The sequence below is a fragment of the Kordia algicida OT-1 genome (assembly GCF_000154725.1).
Taxonomy (GTDB): domain Bacteria; phylum Bacteroidota; class Bacteroidia; order Flavobacteriales; family Flavobacteriaceae; genus Kordia; species Kordia algicida.
On sequence record NZ_DS544873.1, the window covers coordinates 2,904,993 to 2,921,662 of the forward strand.

The 16,670-nt window shown below is 33.9% G+C and carries 14 protein-coding genes and 1 tRNA gene; 7 read left to right on the forward strand and 8 right to left on the reverse strand.

All coding sequences use genetic code 11. The annotated features are described in order from the left end of the window. Nucleotides 1–463: 463 nt before the first annotated feature. Complete coding sequence (locus KAOT1_RS12325) at nt 464–1,012, reverse strand: class I SAM-dependent methyltransferase (RefSeq protein ID WP_007095154.1); 549 nt, start codon at nt 1,010–1,012, stop codon at nt 464–466. A gap of 253 nt (nt 1,013–1,265) precedes the next feature. Here KAOT1_RS12325 and KAOT1_RS12330 point away from each other — a divergent pair, with 253 nt between their 5' ends. Further along, nucleotides 1,266–1,445 (forward strand): hypothetical protein, encoded by a 180-nt coding sequence (locus tag KAOT1_RS12330; protein ID WP_007095155.1) that lies wholly within the window; start codon nt 1,266–1,268, stop codon nt 1,443–1,445. Nucleotides 1,446–1,821: 376 nt separating this feature from the next. Next, on the forward strand, nt 1,822–3,402 hold the full coding sequence (locus tag KAOT1_RS12335) for a hypothetical protein (RefSeq protein ID WP_007095156.1): 1,581 nt from the start codon (nt 1,822–1,824) through the stop codon (nt 3,400–3,402). Between the two features lie 63 nt (nt 3,403–3,465). Here KAOT1_RS12335 and KAOT1_RS12340 read toward each other — a convergent pair whose 3' ends face one another. The 3 genes from KAOT1_RS12340 to KAOT1_RS12350 are packed head-to-tail and all read right to left on the reverse strand — an operon-like array spanning nt 3,466 to nt 6,981. Then, the gene (locus KAOT1_RS12340) at nt 3,466–4,746 is read right to left on the reverse strand and encodes a metal-dependent hydrolase family protein (protein ID WP_007095157.1); all 1,281 of its coding nucleotides are present in this window, start codon (nt 4,744–4,746) and stop codon (nt 3,466–3,468) included. 13 nt (nt 4,747–4,759) lie between these two features. Beyond that, nucleotides 4,760–5,782 carry a UDP-glucose 4-epimerase GalE gene (galE, locus tag KAOT1_RS12345; protein WP_007095158.1) on the reverse strand — a complete coding sequence of 341 codons (1,023 nt, stop codon included), beginning with the start codon at nt 5,780–5,782 and terminating at the stop codon, nt 4,760–4,762. A 41-nt stretch (nt 5,783–5,823) separates the two neighbouring features. Next, nucleotides 5,824–6,981 carry a DegT/DnrJ/EryC1/StrS family aminotransferase gene (locus KAOT1_RS12350; RefSeq protein ID WP_007095159.1) on the reverse strand — a complete coding sequence of 386 codons (1,158 nt, stop codon included), beginning with the start codon at nt 6,979–6,981 and terminating at the stop codon, nt 5,824–5,826. A gap of 158 nt (nt 6,982–7,139) precedes the next feature. On the opposite strand from KAOT1_RS12350, the gene KAOT1_RS12355 reads away from it, so the two are divergent. Together KAOT1_RS12355 and KAOT1_RS12360 are read left to right on the forward strand one after the other, a co-directional pair. Beyond that, nucleotides 7,140–8,318 (forward strand): 3-deoxy-D-manno-octulosonic acid transferase, encoded by a 1,179-nt coding sequence (locus tag KAOT1_RS12355; protein WP_007095160.1) that lies wholly within the window; start codon nt 7,140–7,142, stop codon nt 8,316–8,318. 137 nt (nt 8,319–8,455) lie between these two features. Next, on the forward strand, nt 8,456–8,869 hold the full coding sequence (locus KAOT1_RS12360) for a hypothetical protein (RefSeq protein WP_007095161.1): 414 nt from the start codon (nt 8,456–8,458) through the stop codon (nt 8,867–8,869). A gap of 160 nt (nt 8,870–9,029) precedes the next feature. Here the strand turns inward: KAOT1_RS12360 and KAOT1_RS12365 are convergent, their stop codons facing one another. The 3 genes from KAOT1_RS12365 to KAOT1_RS12375 all read right to left on the reverse strand — a co-directional run bounded on the left by KAOT1_RS12365 (nt 9,030) and on the right by KAOT1_RS12375 (nt 11,283). Continuing rightward, nucleotides 9,030–9,221: a hypothetical protein gene (locus KAOT1_RS12365; protein ID WP_007095162.1), complete on the reverse strand. Its 192-nt coding sequence runs from the start codon at nt 9,219–9,221 to the stop codon at nt 9,030–9,032. A 177-nt stretch (nt 9,222–9,398) separates the two neighbouring features. Next, nucleotides 9,399–10,961: a tail fiber domain-containing protein gene (locus KAOT1_RS12370; protein ID WP_007095163.1), complete on the reverse strand. Its 1,563-nt coding sequence runs from the start codon at nt 10,959–10,961 to the stop codon at nt 9,399–9,401. A 240-nt stretch (nt 10,962–11,201) separates the two neighbouring features. Next, nucleotides 11,202–11,283, reverse strand: a tRNA-Leu gene (locus tag KAOT1_RS12375). Nucleotides 11,284–11,391: 108 nt separating this feature from the next. Between KAOT1_RS12375 and KAOT1_RS12380 the strand changes: the two genes are divergently transcribed. Next, on the forward strand, nt 11,392–12,792 hold the full coding sequence (locus tag KAOT1_RS12380) for a dipeptidase (RefSeq protein ID WP_007095164.1): 1,401 nt from the start codon (nt 11,392–11,394) through the stop codon (nt 12,790–12,792). A 29-nt stretch (nt 12,793–12,821) separates the two neighbouring features. Here KAOT1_RS12380 and KAOT1_RS12385 read toward each other — a convergent pair whose 3' ends face one another. Next, nucleotides 12,822–13,673: a hypothetical protein gene (locus tag KAOT1_RS12385; RefSeq protein WP_007095165.1), complete on the reverse strand. Its 852-nt coding sequence runs from the start codon at nt 13,671–13,673 to the stop codon at nt 12,822–12,824. A gap of 214 nt (nt 13,674–13,887) precedes the next feature. On the opposite strand from KAOT1_RS12385, the gene KAOT1_RS12390 reads away from it, so the two are divergent. After that, complete coding sequence (locus tag KAOT1_RS12390; protein WP_007095166.1) at nt 13,888–14,259, forward strand: BlaI/MecI/CopY family transcriptional regulator; 372 nt, start codon at nt 13,888–13,890, stop codon at nt 14,257–14,259. Further along, entirely contained in the window at nt 14,256–16,589 is a 2,334-nt protein-coding gene (locus KAOT1_RS22025; RefSeq protein ID WP_007095167.1) for a M56 family metallopeptidase, read from the forward strand. Before KAOT1_RS12390 ends, KAOT1_RS22025 begins: the two co-directional genes overlap by 4 nt. Nucleotides 16,590–16,670 lie beyond the last annotated feature (81 nt).

Consider the following 16,670-nt stretch of genomic DNA (forward strand, 5'->3'; position numbering starts at 1 on the left):
TCAATGTTACAATTGGATTACCGCTATTTCTTTTTTTATAAATAACGTGAGTTCGACTTAACAAATCACTATATAGTTCATAATTCACTGAAAAATAACTAATTGTCAGTTCGAGCACAGTCGAGAACACTATAAAAAATAAAATTTCGATTGAATCTCGATAGCTACGCTAGGTATCTTCAACTAAAATATATTTTAATTTCAATAATGTTCGATTTGACATTAAGTATAATCTACTGACAATCAATTTTATAATGAAATAGTTATATCGAACTCACGTTAAATGAGATTTCTATCGTATGCTTCGTAACTCTATGAGTCTTGTTGATGTTCTACAGAAATAAAATTGCCAATTTGCAATTTGTCTCCGTTCATCTTCAAAAATACTACAATCGGTCTTGTTACTTCTGCTTCGTTTAAGGAAAGCGAAATAGAATCATTTACTATTGTATAGGTAAAAGTTTTATTTGGTTAATAAATATGTCACTTGTTTGAAAAAGAGAAGAAAGTTGTAATATTCACTTTCTTCAATATGGAGTCCGTTGCGGTCAAAAACTTCCTTCCATTCTTTGTCATTCATATTAGTGTGCGGATGCCCAATAAATTCCCAATTATTGATACTATCCGCAATGTAGGTCACATATTTTTGAAAGGTATTTTCATAGATATCTTCCATGATAATAACTTTTTTACCAACGCGTTTTGCTTCTTTTACCGTGATTTCTGGATTTTTAATGTGATGTAATACGGTAATTATTTGCACTACATCAAACGAATTATCTTCAAAAGGAAGTGTCATTCCATCATAGATAACTGGCGTTATTTCCTTAAAAGCAGATTTGTTTGCAATGTCCAATCCTATTATGTCATAGCCTGCATTTTTGAGTTGCATGTTTAACGCACAATTCCCGCTTCCGATGTCAAGAATTGTTTCCCCTTTTTTGTAAAACTTTGCTAATCTATCAAGCTTAATTGCAGCTTTTTGGTAACACCATTTTTGATATAGAGTCATCGGTTGGTTTTGGCTTTTGCCGTATTAATCTTTGAAAACTTACAGTGCTTTTTCAAATAAATTAAAACGAATTAGAAATTTATTTTTAACACGACAAAACTAGCTTATTTTTTGACATAAAGTTACATCATTAAACACGTATACGCCAGACAAATAAAGTAAGGTATTACCGTAAGAATTTTTTAAAGAATTTTCATATTTTTTATTTAAATATTCTCAAGGTGAAATATACTAACCAAAAACTTATTAGATCATGAAAAAAAGAAATGTAAAATCATTGAAATTACGCAAAAGTTCAATTTCGAACTTAGAGAATCACAAAGTAAACGGAGGAATTAAACTCACTGTTACTTGTACATCTGTTATTGACGCATGTCCATCAGCTTGGGTTTGTCCTACAGATGCACCATGGAATTGTCCTTTTCCATATTAAGAAAAATTAAAAAAGGCTGTCTAAAAAAGCGCATAGAAATGTCAATCTAGACATGATAAAACAATCCGTGTAACGACATGTTTTATCAATCTTTATGAGAAATCAAATCAAACTGAGTTTGATTTGATTTGTACTTTTTTTTAGACAGTCTTCTCCTTTTTTCAATATTATTTATAAATGATATATTGCTCATAAATTTTTCTACTTCTTCATCATTAACATTGTATTCCACTTAGTATCAACGCCTTTAGAAACATCTTCATTTTCTATAAAAAAAATAACCAAACTAATGTTGATCTTTAAAAACAGGTGTTTTTACCGAGTTCTATAAAATATATTATGCCTAAATTTGATTACTAACCAAATATTAATCATTATGAAGAATTTACTTTTTAAAGGCTTAGGCACTGTTTTAGTTTTAGCGTTTATTATGATTTCTTGTGAAGAAAAAAAAGACAAGGAAAAATATGAAACAGGAACAAATGATACTGCAACGGCTCAAATTGTTATGAACACTCCTATTAACTCTAAACTGCCTACTGATGTACTACAATCGTGTACCGTGAGTAGTTCTGACTTCAACTCTTGGTTTGCTTCTGGAACTGTTTCTAAAAATGGTAGTGTGAATGCCGCCAATTCTGTAACTGCTGTACACAACAACAATTGTGATTTTTACAAATGGTCTGAACAAATGTTTTTATGGGTTGCCTCACCAAATACCTCTGGAGATTATAGCAGTGGAACAGTTATGGAATCCAATAGCTTTTATACGGTATCTACATCTGTTGATGGTGTACGTACATTAATACCACATGAAAAAGGAAAATTAATAAGTGCCGTAGCGAATGCTCAAAAAAATGATAAACTCTTTGCTGATGATAGTGAAGAAGGACAAGCTACTGATGATGTATTGATGGCTCAAAATGGCTCACTTATTTATTACATAAGCATGGTAAATGATGTATATGCGCAATATTTAAATGGAGTTGCTAATAGTGGAGGAAGTGTCAGTGGAGACGAATTCCCTACCACACAAGATCAATTAGACGCTATTGTTGCTTATGCAAAAACACAAGGAATTACAGTTAAAGATCCTAATACGTTAACTATAGAAATAAAAACTTCGTGGGTAGCCGCTGATGAATTGAAAAATGCAAGTAATTATATTACTATGGATGCTATTGTTCCTACTTATGACACAAGCAATAATCAAAAATGGAGTCCTAATGGTTCAACACAAAAAAAATTAGCAATGATAGGTATTCATATTGTAGGTACTATTGATGGACATCCTGAAATGGTTTGGGCTACTTTTGAACATGTAAATAATGCACCAAATCTAGAATATACGTACTTAGACACAGAAAATAATACCAAAACACATGCTGCTGATACAGGAAATGATTGGTTATTGAATGGTGATAGTTCTAGTTCGACCTACAATCAATCACATATGAAATTTTGTAATTCTAATGAATTAAGTGGTCACAAATGTGATGAACTTAATAGCATTTTTGCTACAGCAGATAATACAATTAGTGCTAGTAATACTAAAATGACAAAACCTTGGGGAGTTGCAAATGAAGGTGCCCCTAATGCTGAAAATAGTACTCCAGCTGCATCTAATAGCGAAGTGATTTCTATAAATAATAGCATATTAGGTCAATTAGCAGAAGGCGATTTGCGTAAAAACTATATTTTTATTGGAGCTACTTGGACTGATAGTGGAGCCGCGCCAACTGGAACAAGTTATTCTTCAACCAATACCGCTAGCGGTGTAGCAATTGGAACCAGTCAATTAGCAAATAGTACCATGGAAACTTATGCACAAAACGGAGCAGGATATTCTCAATATGGAAGCTGTTTTAGTTGTCACTCTAATTTTCAAAAACCTGGTCTAAAACCAGCAGATTTAAGTCATATATATTCAGAATTACTAAAAGGAGAAAATCAATAAATAATTCTGTAACGTATAATAACTAGCAAAGCCATATACAGTGTGTATATGGCTTTGTTTTTTTTATTGCTTGTATATTTTCCCGTTTTTCATCACGAACGTTACGTTTTCCATCGTATTGATGTTTTTTGTTGGATCTTCATCAACCGCAACAATATCAGCTAAAAATCCTTCTTTTAATTGCCCAAGTTGATCTTCCATTCCAAGAATTTTTGCATTGGTAATGGTTGCAGATTGAATGGTTTCCATTGCCGGCATTCCTGCTGCTACCATAAAACCAAATTCTTTTCCGTTTAAACCATGTTGGTATACTCCTGCATCTGTTCCAAAAGCAATTCCAACACCTTTTTTGTAAGCTCTTGCAAATGTTCCTTGAATTTTTGGTCCAACAGCCAATGCTTTTGGCACAATAATATCTGGATAATATCCTTTTATTTTTGCTTTGGCTTCTACTTCTTTTCCTGCTGTAATTGTCGGAACTAAATATGCATCATGCTTTTTCATCAATTCCATAGTTTCATCGCTCATCAACGTTCCATGCTCAATAGTTTTAACTCCACCAATTATGGCGCGTTGCATTCCTTCATCACCGTGTGCATGTGCCGCTACGTGCATTCCGTAATCTTTTGCGGTTTCACAAATTACTTTAATTTCTTCTATTGTAAACTGCGGATTGCTTCCACTTTTTGCCACACTTAAAACACCACCTGTAGCCGTTATTTTTATCACATCAGCACCATTTTTGTAACGTTGACGTACCGCTTTTTTTGCATCACTTACGTTATTTACAACACCTTCTTTTGGTCCTGGATCGCCAATGATTTCTTTGCGATTTCCGTTTGTCGGATCGGCATGTCCGCCTGTGGTTGCCAATGCTTTTCCTGCGGTAAAAATTCGTGGTCCGTCAATTCTTCCTTGATTGATTGCGTTGCGCAAAGAAATATTTACACCAGTTCCGCCCAAGTCCCGAACTGTAGTAAAACCTGCTTGAAGTGTTTTGTCTGCAAAACCAACCGAACGAAACGCTACATCAGCATCATTTAAGGTATATTTTTCAATGTAGGCTTTCGGATTTGTTTCGCTTTCTATGTGAACGTGCATGTCAATCAAACCTGGCATTACTGTTTTCGATTTTAAATCGATCATCGTAATGTTTGCTTTTTTGGGTTGTAAATAACCTTTAGCAATGCCTGTTATTTTGTTTCCAGAAACAATGATTGTTTTTTCTGTGAGTACTTTTCCGCTTTCTGTATCAATTATTTTTCCGCAATGCAGATAGGTATCTTGTGCCATCACGATAGCGGTACACAAAATACTCAAGCATAAGATGAGTCCTTTTTTCATGTATTTGGTGGTTTTATTTGGTTCTTATTTTCTGTTCCCATTTCCATGCAGAAAGCATCGCTTCATCTAATGTTGATGTTGCTTTCCAGCCTAAAATTGTGTTTGCTTTCGTTGTATCAGCATATGCTGAAATTACATCGCCTTCTCGCCTGTCTACAATTTTATAGTTCAATTTTTGATGACTGACACGTTCAAAACTTTCAATAACTTCTAGTACAGAACTTCCTTTTCCTGTTCCGATATTGAATACTTCAAATGAAGTTTTATTCATTTTTTCGAGCAATCTCTTTAATGCCGTAACGTGTGCTTTTGCGAGATCAACTACGTGAATATAATCGCGAATACAGGTTCCATCTTCCGTAGGATAATCATTTCCAAATACTGATAATTGTTTTCGTAACCCAATCGCAGTTTGCGTGATAAAAGGCACCAAGTTTTGTGGAATACCATTGGGCAATTCTCCAATTTCAGCACTTTCATGCGCGCCAATCGGGTTGAAATATCGCAGCGAGATTACCTGTAAACCTTCAGCTATTTTTGCAGTATCTTTCAGAATTTCTTCGCCAATTTGCTTGGTGTTTCCATACGGAGAATACGCTTGTTGAATTGGGGCGTTTTCTGAAATTGGCATCGTTTCGGCTTGACCGTACACCGTACATGAAGAACTAAAAATAAATGAGATGTTTTTTTTATGCTGAATTTGCTTTAATATCGTAATTAATGTCGATAGATTGTTTTCGTAATACAACAACGGATTCGTAACACTTTCTCCAACAGCTTTGCTTGCTGCAAAGTGAATAATTCCACTAATATCTTCATACTTTTTGAAGAATGAAATTGTAGTTTGTTTGTCGCGTAAATCTAGCTTTTCAAACGTAGGAAGCGTTCCTGTAATATTTTTGATGCCTTGCAAAACCGCTTCAGAAGCATTTGATAAATTATCAATAATTATTACTTCAAATCCTGCCAATTGCAACTCTACAACCGTGTGAGAGCCAATGTAACCTAATCCGCCTGTGACTACTATTTTTTTCAAATTTGGGTCTTTGGTTTTAGTGTTGGATTATTGGTGTTGGTTTATCCGTTTACGAAATCTAAGACTGTTTTAGTGATGAATGCAATTTGTTCATCGTCTAATTCTGTGTGCATTGGCAATGAAATTACTTCTTTTACCAACTGATTTGTCACAGGAAAATCTACTTCATTATAGCGCTCGTCTTTGTATGCTTTTTGCGCATGTAATGGAATTGGATAGTAAACTCCGCAAGGAATTCCGTTTTCGTTTAGGTGTTTTGCTAGTGCATCTCTATCAACATTAATGACACGTAACGTGTATTGATGAAATACATGACAGTCACAACCTACACAGATTGGATTTTCGCATGATTTTGAGATTTGTGGTGTGATGATGTTATCATTTCCATGGAATGCGGCATTGTATTTTCGTGCGGCATCTTGGCGCGCAGCATTGTATGCATCTAAGTGTGGTAATTTTGCTCTTAAAATTGTTGCTTGAATGGAATCTAACCGAGAGTTAACACCAACTACATCATGGTGATAACGTTTGTACATTCCGTGATTTACAATTCCTCTGATGGTATGTGCTAAATCGTCATCGTTTGTAAAAATTGCGCCGCCATCTCCATAGCAACCTAAGTTTTTTGATGGAAAGAACGATGTGGAAGCTACATGACCAATTCCGCCTGCTTTTTTCTTGCTTCCATCTGCAAATGTATAATCGGCTCCAATAGCTTGCGCATTATCTTCTATAACGTATAAATCGTGTTCTTTGGCAATTTCTAAAATCGCGTCCATATTAGCGCATTGTCCAAATAAATGCACAGGAACAATGGCTTTTGTTTTTGGCGTGATTGCTTTACGAATGGCTTCTGGATCAATATTAAATGAGTCTTTTTCCACATCAACCAAAACTGGCGTAAGTTGTAATAATGCGATTACTTCAACCGTTGCAGCAAAGGTAAAGTCGGCAGTAATTACCTCATCCCCAGGTTGTAATCCAAGTCCCATCATTGCTATTTGCAACGCGTCCGTTCCGTTGGCACATGGAATTACGTGTTTTACGTCTAAATATGCTTCTAATTCTGCTTGAAATGCGTGTACTTCGGGTCCGTTAATGAATGCTGAAGATGCGATTACATCTAATACGGATTGATCGACTTGGTCTTTGATTTGTGCGTATTGACCTTTAAGGTCGACCATTTGGATTTTCTTCATTCGTATCTTTCTTTTGTTCTAACAATATTACAAAATTGTACAACGATACCCAATGAATTTATCCGAAAGAATGTATTTTAGCAACAAACTCATTGCTTTTGTATTTTATCTACAACATATTGGTTTACATTGCGAGTTTCTTTCTTAGAATCATTGCTATGTTTAACACCAAACTCGGACTTTTTGTTTCTGGGCGAAAGACCGTTTTTAAAACCTTAACTGATAAAATTTCAACCAACGATAAAGTAGTTTGGTTTCACACGGCGTCTTTGGGTGAATATGAACAAGGTTTGCCTGTATTGGAAGCATTGAAAAAGAAATATCCTAACCATAAATTTGTGTTGACTTTTTTTTCGCCTTCTGGTTTTGAGGTGAAAAAAGATAGCGCTGTGGCGGATGTGATTACATATTTACCGCTAGATACGAAAGCAAATGCAAGAAAATTTATAAAACTCGTTCATCCTGAGTTGGTCGTTTTTGTGAAATATGAGTTTTGGCCGAATTATTTGGCTGAATTAAAAAAACAACAGATTCACACAATTTCTATTTCTACAATTTTTAGACCTTCGCAAGCTTTTTTTAAATGGTATGGTGGTTGGATGCGAAAATCGCTTCATGCGTTTCATCATATTTTTGTGCAAGATGAAGCTTCTCAAAAACTCCTGAAAAGTATTGATTATACGGCTGTAACTATTAGTGGCGACACACGTTTTGATAGAGTTTTAGAAATTTTAGATCGAGATAATTCATTGCCTTTTATTGAAGATTTTAAAAATGATAAAAGCTGTATTGTTATGGGAAGCAGTTGGCAAGATGATGAAACTATTTTTGTTCCGTTTATCAATGCTGCTACCAAAGATTGTAAGTTTATTATTGCGCCGCACAATATCAAATCTCAAGGAATTGAAAAATTAAGAAATATTATTACCAAATCGACCGTTTTATTTTCTGAAATGGAACACCATCAAGATTTGAGTCAGTTTGATGTTTTTATTATAGATACGATTGGAATTTTGACCAAAGTATACAGTTATGCAACTATTGCGTACGTTGGCGGCGGCATGGGAAATACAGGTTTACACAACACACTTGAACCTGCTGTTTTTGGAATTCCGGTTGTAATTGGAAAAAATTATTCGGGTTTTAAAGAAGCAGAAGATTTGGTGCAACTTGGCGGCGTACTTTCGGTTACTTCCGAAGCTGAATTTAATAAAACCATGACACGGTTACTAGAAGATACTGATTTTAAAGTTGCTACGGGTACTATTAATCATAATTACGTACAAGCAAACGGAAATGTAAGTAAAATAATCATGGAATATCTTTCAAAACATTGAAAAATATTCGAAAAAATACTTTTCATCTGCCGAAATGATAATTTTACAGAATATTATAAAGATGTTAAAACATTCTTTGTGAATCAATAAAAGAAATCTTAACATTGCCGAACAATTAACAATAAATAGACAAACAGATGAAAAAATTAATTTTTAGAGCTGCTTTGGTTGCTGCTTTAGCATTCGGAATGACTTCTTGTGAAGAAGTTAAGAAAGAGAGTGAAAAAGCTGCTGACAAAACTGAAGAAGTGGTAAAAGACGTAAAAGATGCAGCTAATGATGTAGCAAACGACGTAAAAGACGCTACAAATAATGCAGTAGATGCTACTAAAGATGCGGCTAATGAAGTAAAAGACGCGGCAAACGATGCTGTTGATGCTACAAAGAAAGCGGCTAATGACGCAGTTGATGGAGCAAAAGACATGGCAAATGACGTAAAAGAAGGAGCTGAAAAAGCTGCTAACGATGTAAAAAATGCTGCTAACAAAGCCGCAGAAGACACAAAGAAAGCTGCAAACGACTTAAAAGAGAAAGCAAAAGGAAATCACTAAGATTTTTTGCAAAGCAAGATAAAGAGACTGTCTAAAAAGTGTATTGAAACGTCATTCTGGACTTGATCCAGAATCTCATAATATTTATCTCAACTGTTATGAGAAACCGAATCAGGTTCGGTTTGACGAAATCTATACTTTTTAGAAAGTCTCTTTTAGTTTATTGACAGTTTGTTCCGTTTCCTGTTAAACACCAAGAACCTGTTTGTCCAGTAAATGTTGGACAATCATTAAAGCAGCTTTGTGATTCGTTTTGATTCGTTGTATTAAATCCGCCTAAAACTGTATTTTTTGAAAGGTTTGATACAAAGTTCTTGTTTAATTTTAAATTTTTAATTGTTTGCTTTTTCATTACGTTTATTTTTAAGTTAACTATTTACAAGCACAATTTGTTACGGGGAAACCATACAATCTATATTCTTGATAATGGCGAATAAGTTGATGTTTTCCATTTTAACCAACATTATTACCATAAAAAAAGCAACCAAAATACATTGGTTGCCAATTTGTAGTTATAAAATGAAGTATATTATTTCACAATCATTTTCTTAGAAACCATGATTTCTCCATTAGAGACCAAACTATAGATAAACATTCCTTTTCCGACGTCTTTTGAACTAATTACTACTTGCCCTTTTTGTGTTGTTAAATTATAATCTCTTACAAACTTTCCTGACATATCAAAAACAGAAATTGTAGCTTTTGTATTGCTCGGAATCGTATAATTGATCGTTGTTTGATTCGTAAAAGGATTTGGTCGGTTTTGATCCATTGAGAAGCCAGAGTCATCAACATTGGTGTCTGAAGTTCCTTTTTTACTCTCCATAGTTGCTATTTTACTTTCTAAAGCTGCTATTTTTTCATTCAATTCATTGATACTTGCCGTATATTCCTCATTCAACTCTATGACGCTTGATGTTAAAATTGAAATCAGTCCCGTATAATTTACAGCTTTGTACTCGTAGATATCGGTATTTTTGCTTCCTTCAACTACAATAGGTTTTTGTATGGTAGTGACCAATTCAGGAAAGACTTCTTCAATATTTTGTGCTAAAAATCCATGTTGTACATCACTTGATAGGTTTAGTTCCTTATTTGATTTAAATGTATATGTTACTGCATTTAACTGCGCTAATTTTTCCAAAACATTCTTTTCTTCTTTAATATTATCTTTCAGTTTTTCGTCAGAAGCTGTAAATGTTCCTGTCACGAAAACATTTCCATTAAAATATCCAGCAAATCGATTAGAATCTGTTGCTGAAGTACCATAAATTGCGGCTCCAAAAGCAGGATTTTTCACATCCGCAGAACTGTCAACTGACCCAAAAATACCATACGTTGGACCATCACTACCATTGTCTGTTACAAGCGCTCTGACTCCAGTATTGCGACTTCCTCCATCTAAACGCACAGTAACACCTACATTTTCAAAAATAGAACCATTGACACTTTCAATATCTATACCTGTTTTGCTAAAACCTCCAGCATTATTTATAGATCGTATTGATGTCATAAAAGCGCCACTTTGAATAGCATCGTTTTCTAAAGATAAACCTACACGTGAAGAAGTACCACTCACTTCAGAATAATTGATACCAACTTTTGTATCAAATGCAGCTAATGGATCTCCAAAAAGTGTTCTACCATTATTGGTCATTGTTGCTACTAGCGTTGAATTTGTTGATGTAAAACTATTTGCCGCTCTAAATTCTAAATCACTTGCCGAAGAAGTACCAGAGCTAACCCATTGAATTCTTGGATTTATATCACTTAAATCTTGATATCCCATAGTTAATGCTTTGTTTGGCAATTGAAAACGCAAACCATATACATTTTGGCTTCCAGTGTTTAATCTTCCGATAGAAAACCATCTACTGTTGGTAAATCCAAAATCATTGCCTGAATCTAATTGAGTAACCAAACCAGGTCTGAATCTAAAAATTTCTCCTGTACCGAATTGTTGTGGTATTGGGTTATTAATTGTTGACTGTACAGGATCAAAGGATTGATTCCGAGGAACGGGTTGTGCTACTATTTGAGAAAAACCTATAGCGGTAAAAAATAGTGCCAACATAAAAGTAACTTTTTTCATAATATGAATGTTTTTGGTTAATTATGTTTAAAGTTAATCTCAAAAAACTAGACAAAACTACGGGATAGCCGTAAAATTAAAACGCTAAAAACCAATTAATTATAAAATTTAACTACTATTTTATTAAGAAAAAAGATACAAAATCAACGTTAAACAAATCATAAAAAATGAAATGTATTATTTGAAAAATGACACATACAAAAAAAGCCAAGATTTTACAATCTCAGCTTTCTCTTTCTGTGCGGGTGAAAGGACTCGAACCTTCACGCTGTTAGGCACTAGATCCTAAGTCTAGCGTGTCTACCAATTTCACCACACCCGCAAATGTGGGTGCAAATATAAAGAAGATTTTCAATATTCAAAGGAAGTCAACACTATTTTTACCTCTTTTTTTAGTACTTTTGAGTATCAAGATAATTCAACAAACTTCATGAATACTATAAAATCTTATGTTGAAACGCATAAAAACCGTTTCATCGATGAACTCATCGAACTTTTAAAAATACCTTCAATAAGTGCCGATCCCGCATATACACAAGATGTAATTGATACTTCTGCCGCTATCAAAGCTAGTTTAGAAAAAGCAGGTTGCGATCATGTAGAAATCTGTGAAACGCCAGGATATCCTATTGTATACGGACATAAACATATTTCAGACGATTTACCTACAGTGCTTGTATATGGTCATTATGATGTACAACCGCCAGATCCGTTAGACCTTTGGGAAAGCGGGCCGTTTGAACCAATTATCAAAAAAACAGACATTCATCCTGAAGGTGCCATTTTTGCCCGCGGAGCTTGTGACGATAAAGGACAAATGTACATGCACGTAAAAGCATTGGAGTTAATGAACGAAACTGACCAATTACCTTGTAATGTGAAATTTATGATTGAAGGCGAAGAAGAAGTTGGTTCTGAAAGTCTCGCTTGGTTTGTAGAACGCAATCAAGAAAAACTAGCCAATGATGTCATTCTAATTTCTGATACCGGAATGATTAGCAATACGCAACCTTCTATCACGACAGGTTTACGCGGATTGAGTTATGTAGAAGTTGAAGTTACAGGTCCAAATCGTGACTTACATTCAGGATTGTATGGTGGCGCTGTGGCAAATCCAATCAATATTCTAGCAAAAATGATTGCTTCTTTACACGACGAAAACAATCATATAACCATCCCTGGCTTTTATGATAAAGTAGAAGATTTATCTGCCGAAGAACGCGCAGAAATGGCAAAAGCACCATTTTCTTTAGAAGCATACAAAAACGCGTTAGACATTGATGCTGTGTACGGAGAAGCTGGTTACTCTACCAACGAACGCAACTCTATTCGTCCAACCTTAGACGTTAACGGAATTTGGGGCGGATATACTGGCGAAGGTGCAAAAACAGTCATTGCTAGCAAAGCGTATGCTAAAATTTCCATGCGTTTAGTACCAAATCAAGAGTGGAAAGAAATCACGGAATTGTTCAAAACACACTTTGAAAGTATTGCTCCAAAAGGTGTAAAAGTAAAAGTAACACCACATCATGGCGGACAAGGTTATGTGACACCAATTGACAATATTGGCTATCAAGCCGCAAGCAAAGCCTACGAAGATACTTTTGGCGTTCCTGCCATTCCACAACGTTCAGGTGGAAGTATTCCAATAGTTTCGTTGTTTGAAAAGGAACTAAAAAGTAAAACAATTTTGATGGGATTTGGCTTAAATAGTGACGCAATTCACTCGCCAAATGAACATTTTGGAATCTTCAATTATCTTAAAGGAATTGAAACCATTCCACTGTTTTATAAATATTTTACAGAACTTTCCAAGGAATTGGAAGACTAATAAAAAAATCCGCTAAACGCGGATTTTTTTTATTTATAGTTTATCTTTCGAACTACATATCCAAAAGGTTTCTCCCAGTACAAGTCTGTTTTTGTAATCCAATTTCCTTTATCATCATATTTGTAGCTGGTTGTATTTTTCAATGATTTAAGATCTTTATCATAAATTTTTTCTTCTATCAATACATCATTTTTGTATTTGTATTGTCTTTTAAAGTATTTGTTTTCAGCGTATTTTAGTTTATCACCAGTAAACTTAAGTTTACATGAATTACAATCGTCAGAAAGGTTTTTAAAACTCTTTTCAGAAGTTTCAATTCCTTCAATATAATCGTAGAAATCTTGAATAGCGACAAGATCAAATTCTAAACTCAGATATTTAGATTCCGTAATTACATCTTTGTAGCTGTTAACAATTCCATCTTCTAAAGAAAATACTAGCTTAGAAGTTGGTTCCTCACCACTAAAATGTATTTTTTCAATTGCATCCTTTTTGTAGGTATATATAGTGTATGAGGTGAAGTCTCTCGATCTCGATTGAATACTGTCAATAGTTTTTACAAGTCTATGCTGAGCATCGTAAACATAAGTATGATGTTTTAATGTATTTCCTATTTTAATTTTTTTCTCCTTTACCTTTCCATCAGTATCAAAAATTAACGTCTCGGTACTGACCAAATGTTCATCCGAAAGGTTAGAAATATCTGCATTTTTAGAATATACATAAATTTCAACGCTGTTAATTTGGTCTACATTTTTTAAACGGTCATTTCTATTAAGATCACTATAAATGAACCAATCCGTTATTTCTTTCTGAGTTAAGTGTTGTGAGTAACCATTGCATACAATAATTAGAGCAAAAAATAGTACTATGTTTTTCATATATCTAGCATAATTAGTTAGCTAAAATACCAAAAAAATTAATTTTTATACATGAATAATACCTCTACATTTGTAGAATAAAAAATTTAATTCTACATTTGTAGAGTAATATTACAGCGATTGGTATAAAATGAACAGTTTTTATTTTGATGTCGACCGAAATAATAGCGTGTTTTTTTTACAGACAATCAAACCATTTTAAAAATTTTGACGAATGAAATTATCAAAAACAGAAGAACAATTGATGCAGCATTTATGGAAGCTTGAAAAAGCGTTTATGAAAGATATTTTGGAACAGTATGATGAACCAAAACCTGCTACAACTACAATTGCTACTTTGTTAAAACGTATGACTGATAAAGGTTATATTGCTTACAAAACATTCGGGAAATCGAGAGAATACTTTCCATTGATTCAAAAAGCAGCTTATTTTTCGAATCATTTGAATGGATTGATTAAGAACTTCTTCAATGATTCTGCTTCGCAATTTGCTTCTTTTTTTACGAAAGAGACGAACCTATCGGATGATGAATTAAAGGAATTGCGTAAGATTATCGATCAACAAATAAAAGACAATAAGAAATGATTGCGTACATACTAAAATCAGGATTGTGCTTGGCGATGATACTTTTGGTTTATAAAGTATTGTTAGCACGTGAGCGCATGTATATTTTCAATAGGTATTTTTTACTTTTTGGATTGTGCTTTTCGTTTCTTGTGCCGTTTATCACGTTTGAAACTGTTGTTGAAATTCCAATGCCACAAGATGCAAGTCTCATTAATTTTGAGAACATGAATGTGTCTGATGTGCAACAACCTGTCGCAACATTGCCAAACGGAATTGCAACGTGGATGTACGTTATAGCTGGTTTATACGGCTTAGGACTCTTATTATTAAGTCTTCGTTTTTTGAAGAATATTTTTATGATTTTTTCTAAAATTACAAAAAATGTAAAGGTGTTCTACAAAAAAGCATCGTTAGTTTTATTGAAAGAAAATGTGCTCCCGCATACGTTTTTACATTATATTTTTCTTGAAAAAGAATTGTATGATACACAGAACATTGCGGAAGAATTATACACACATGAACTCGCGCATGTCTCACAAAAACATACGTTAGATATTATTTTAATCGAGTTGATTCAGATTGTATTTTGGTTCAATCCGATATTAATTTACTACAAAAAGGCCATACAGTTAAATCACGAATTTTTAGCAGATGATGCTGTATTAAAATCAAACACACAGATTCCTGCATATCAACAATTATTGTTAGAAAATGCACATTGGAACCACAATTTACACTTGGCCAGTAATTTGAATTTTTCCGTAACTAAAAAAAGATTACAAATGATGACAAAACATACTTCTCGTGTACGCGCTTGGCTTTTTGCTTCGCTCACGATTCCAATTTTTATAAGTGCACTATTTTTGTTTAGCACAAGAGTTATTGCCCAAGAAACGACTGCTGAAATTATAGAAATTCCAGCAACAAATACGATTATTAAGGAAATACAAGATCCGAAAGAGTATTATTATAAAAATGCCACATTCATCTTCGAAGACGAACAAGGAGCTAAAGTCAGTAAGAAATACACAGAACTTACTATAGCCGAAAAAGCAAGATTGATTCCGCCTCCAAAAACACCTGTTGCCAAACGTCCAACTGCTAGTCTTTTAAGCGATTGGAGCAACAAAGATCAGTTTGCTATATGGATTGATGGAAAAGTTGTCGATAACAGCGAAATTTCTAACCATACGATTGTGCATTATGGTGGAAGTTTTGTACATAAAAATGCCAGAAGTAAACGTTTTCCACAACCTTATCAAATGCAATTGTATACAGCTACAGGTTTTAAAAGTTTGAAAGAAGAACTAGCGAAACCGTTGCGTAAAGGCGCCGTTTTACATGTAAGAAAACACAAGGATCAAAAAACATTACAACAGAAAAAAGTTGGTAGTATTTCAAAGGAAAATACTGAAAAAAATGTTCGTCAGGAACTTGCTACGATCAATCAGCTTCCTATCAACTATATCAATGAAAATTCTGGTCCAAACGTAACCGAATTACCTTCCAACACAGAAGTAAGAGAAAAACGTCAAACTAAAGATATTCGGTTACTCATTAACAAAAATGAACAATTTTTATTGAATGATAATTATGTTTTTAAGATGAAAAGTTTAGATAAGTCAATTAAATCTGAACTCGCCAAAATCAAGCATAAAAATCACCGAACAGCTTCCGTAATTTATGATGTAGCTGTTTCTAAAGAGTTTGTTTTGAAGACGATTGCAGTTTTAAAGGATAACAAGATTTATGATATTACAACTCGAAACTCTAATTCTGTAGATGAAATACGATTACCGCCACCGCCACCAGTTGCAAAAAAACCTGTGATTATTGAGGTAAAAGATGTAAATCCCAACGGAAACGTTTCTGAAAAAGACGCCAAAGCTATCAGGGTTATGCATGCAATCATAAAAGATCAGAAAGTAGAAACTACAATGATTAATGGTAAAAAGCATTATTATGTAGTGAAGAATGGTAGAAAGTTTATTTTTAATGAAAAGAGTCAATTGGTTGATGAAAAAGGAAATTTACTTCCGCCACCACCTCCGCCACCACCAGCACCTAAGAAAACCAAAAAGACGAAAAAAACCAAGGTAAAGACTCCAAAGCTTGCTAAAGAAGAAAAAAAGAAAGTGAAAGAAAAGCTTGTAGGACGCAAAGCAGAAACAATGATGATTAATGGTAAGAAGCATTATTATTATATAAAGAATGGACAAAAGTTCATTTACAATCAAAAGCATCAATTGGTAGATGCAAACGGAAATTTGATTTCAAAATCTGGAAAAACTTCTGAAAAGTCATCCGAATGGAAAGACGTAACGCATTTTTTAGAAAAAGGAAAATAAAAATATAAGAACAACGAAAAGTTTCAAATGACAGTTTTTAACATAAAGAAGTAAAAACCTACATATGATGTAAAAAGTGGT

Excerpts from the sequence above, each read along its gene's own strand:
- KAOT1_RS12360 (WP_007095161.1), top strand. The coding sequence starts at position 8,456 with ATGAAAAAATTAATTTTTAGAGCTGCTTTGGTTGCTGCTTTAGCATTC.
- KAOT1_RS12325 (WP_007095154.1), bottom strand. The coding sequence starts at position 1,012 with ATGACTCTATATCAAAAATGGTGTTACCAAAAAGCTGCAATTAAGCTT.
- KAOT1_RS12355 (WP_007095160.1), top strand. The coding sequence starts at position 7,140 with ATGTTTAACACCAAACTCGGACTTTTTGTTTCTGGGCGAAAGACCGTT.
- KAOT1_RS12370 (WP_007095163.1), bottom strand. The coding sequence starts at position 10,961 with ATGAAAAAAGTTACTTTTATGTTGGCACTATTTTTTACCGCTATAGGT.
- KAOT1_RS12340 (WP_007095157.1), bottom strand. The coding sequence starts at position 4,746 with ATGAAAAAAGGACTCATCTTATGCTTGAGTATTTTGTGTACCGCTATC.
- KAOT1_RS12380 (WP_007095164.1), top strand. The coding sequence starts at position 11,392 with ATGAATACTATAAAATCTTATGTTGAAACGCATAAAAACCGTTTCATC.
- KAOT1_RS22025 (WP_007095167.1), top strand. The coding sequence starts at position 14,256 with ATGATTGCGTACATACTAAAATCAGGATTGTGCTTGGCGATGATACTT.
- KAOT1_RS12335 (WP_007095156.1), top strand. The coding sequence starts at position 1,822 with ATGAAGAATTTACTTTTTAAAGGCTTAGGCACTGTTTTAGTTTTAGCG.
- KAOT1_RS12365 (WP_007095162.1), bottom strand. The coding sequence starts at position 9,221 with ATGAAAAAGCAAACAATTAAAAATTTAAAATTAAACAAGAACTTTGTA.
- KAOT1_RS12385 (WP_007095165.1), bottom strand. The coding sequence starts at position 13,673 with ATGAAAAACATAGTACTATTTTTTGCTCTAATTATTGTATGCAATGGT.
- KAOT1_RS12350 (WP_007095159.1), bottom strand. The coding sequence starts at position 6,981 with ATGAAGAAAATCCAAATGGTCGACCTTAAAGGTCAATACGCACAAATC.
- KAOT1_RS12330 (WP_007095155.1), top strand. The coding sequence starts at position 1,266 with ATGAAAAAAAGAAATGTAAAATCATTGAAATTACGCAAAAGTTCAATT.
- KAOT1_RS12390 (WP_007095166.1), top strand. The coding sequence starts at position 13,888 with ATGAAATTATCAAAAACAGAAGAACAATTGATGCAGCATTTATGGAAG.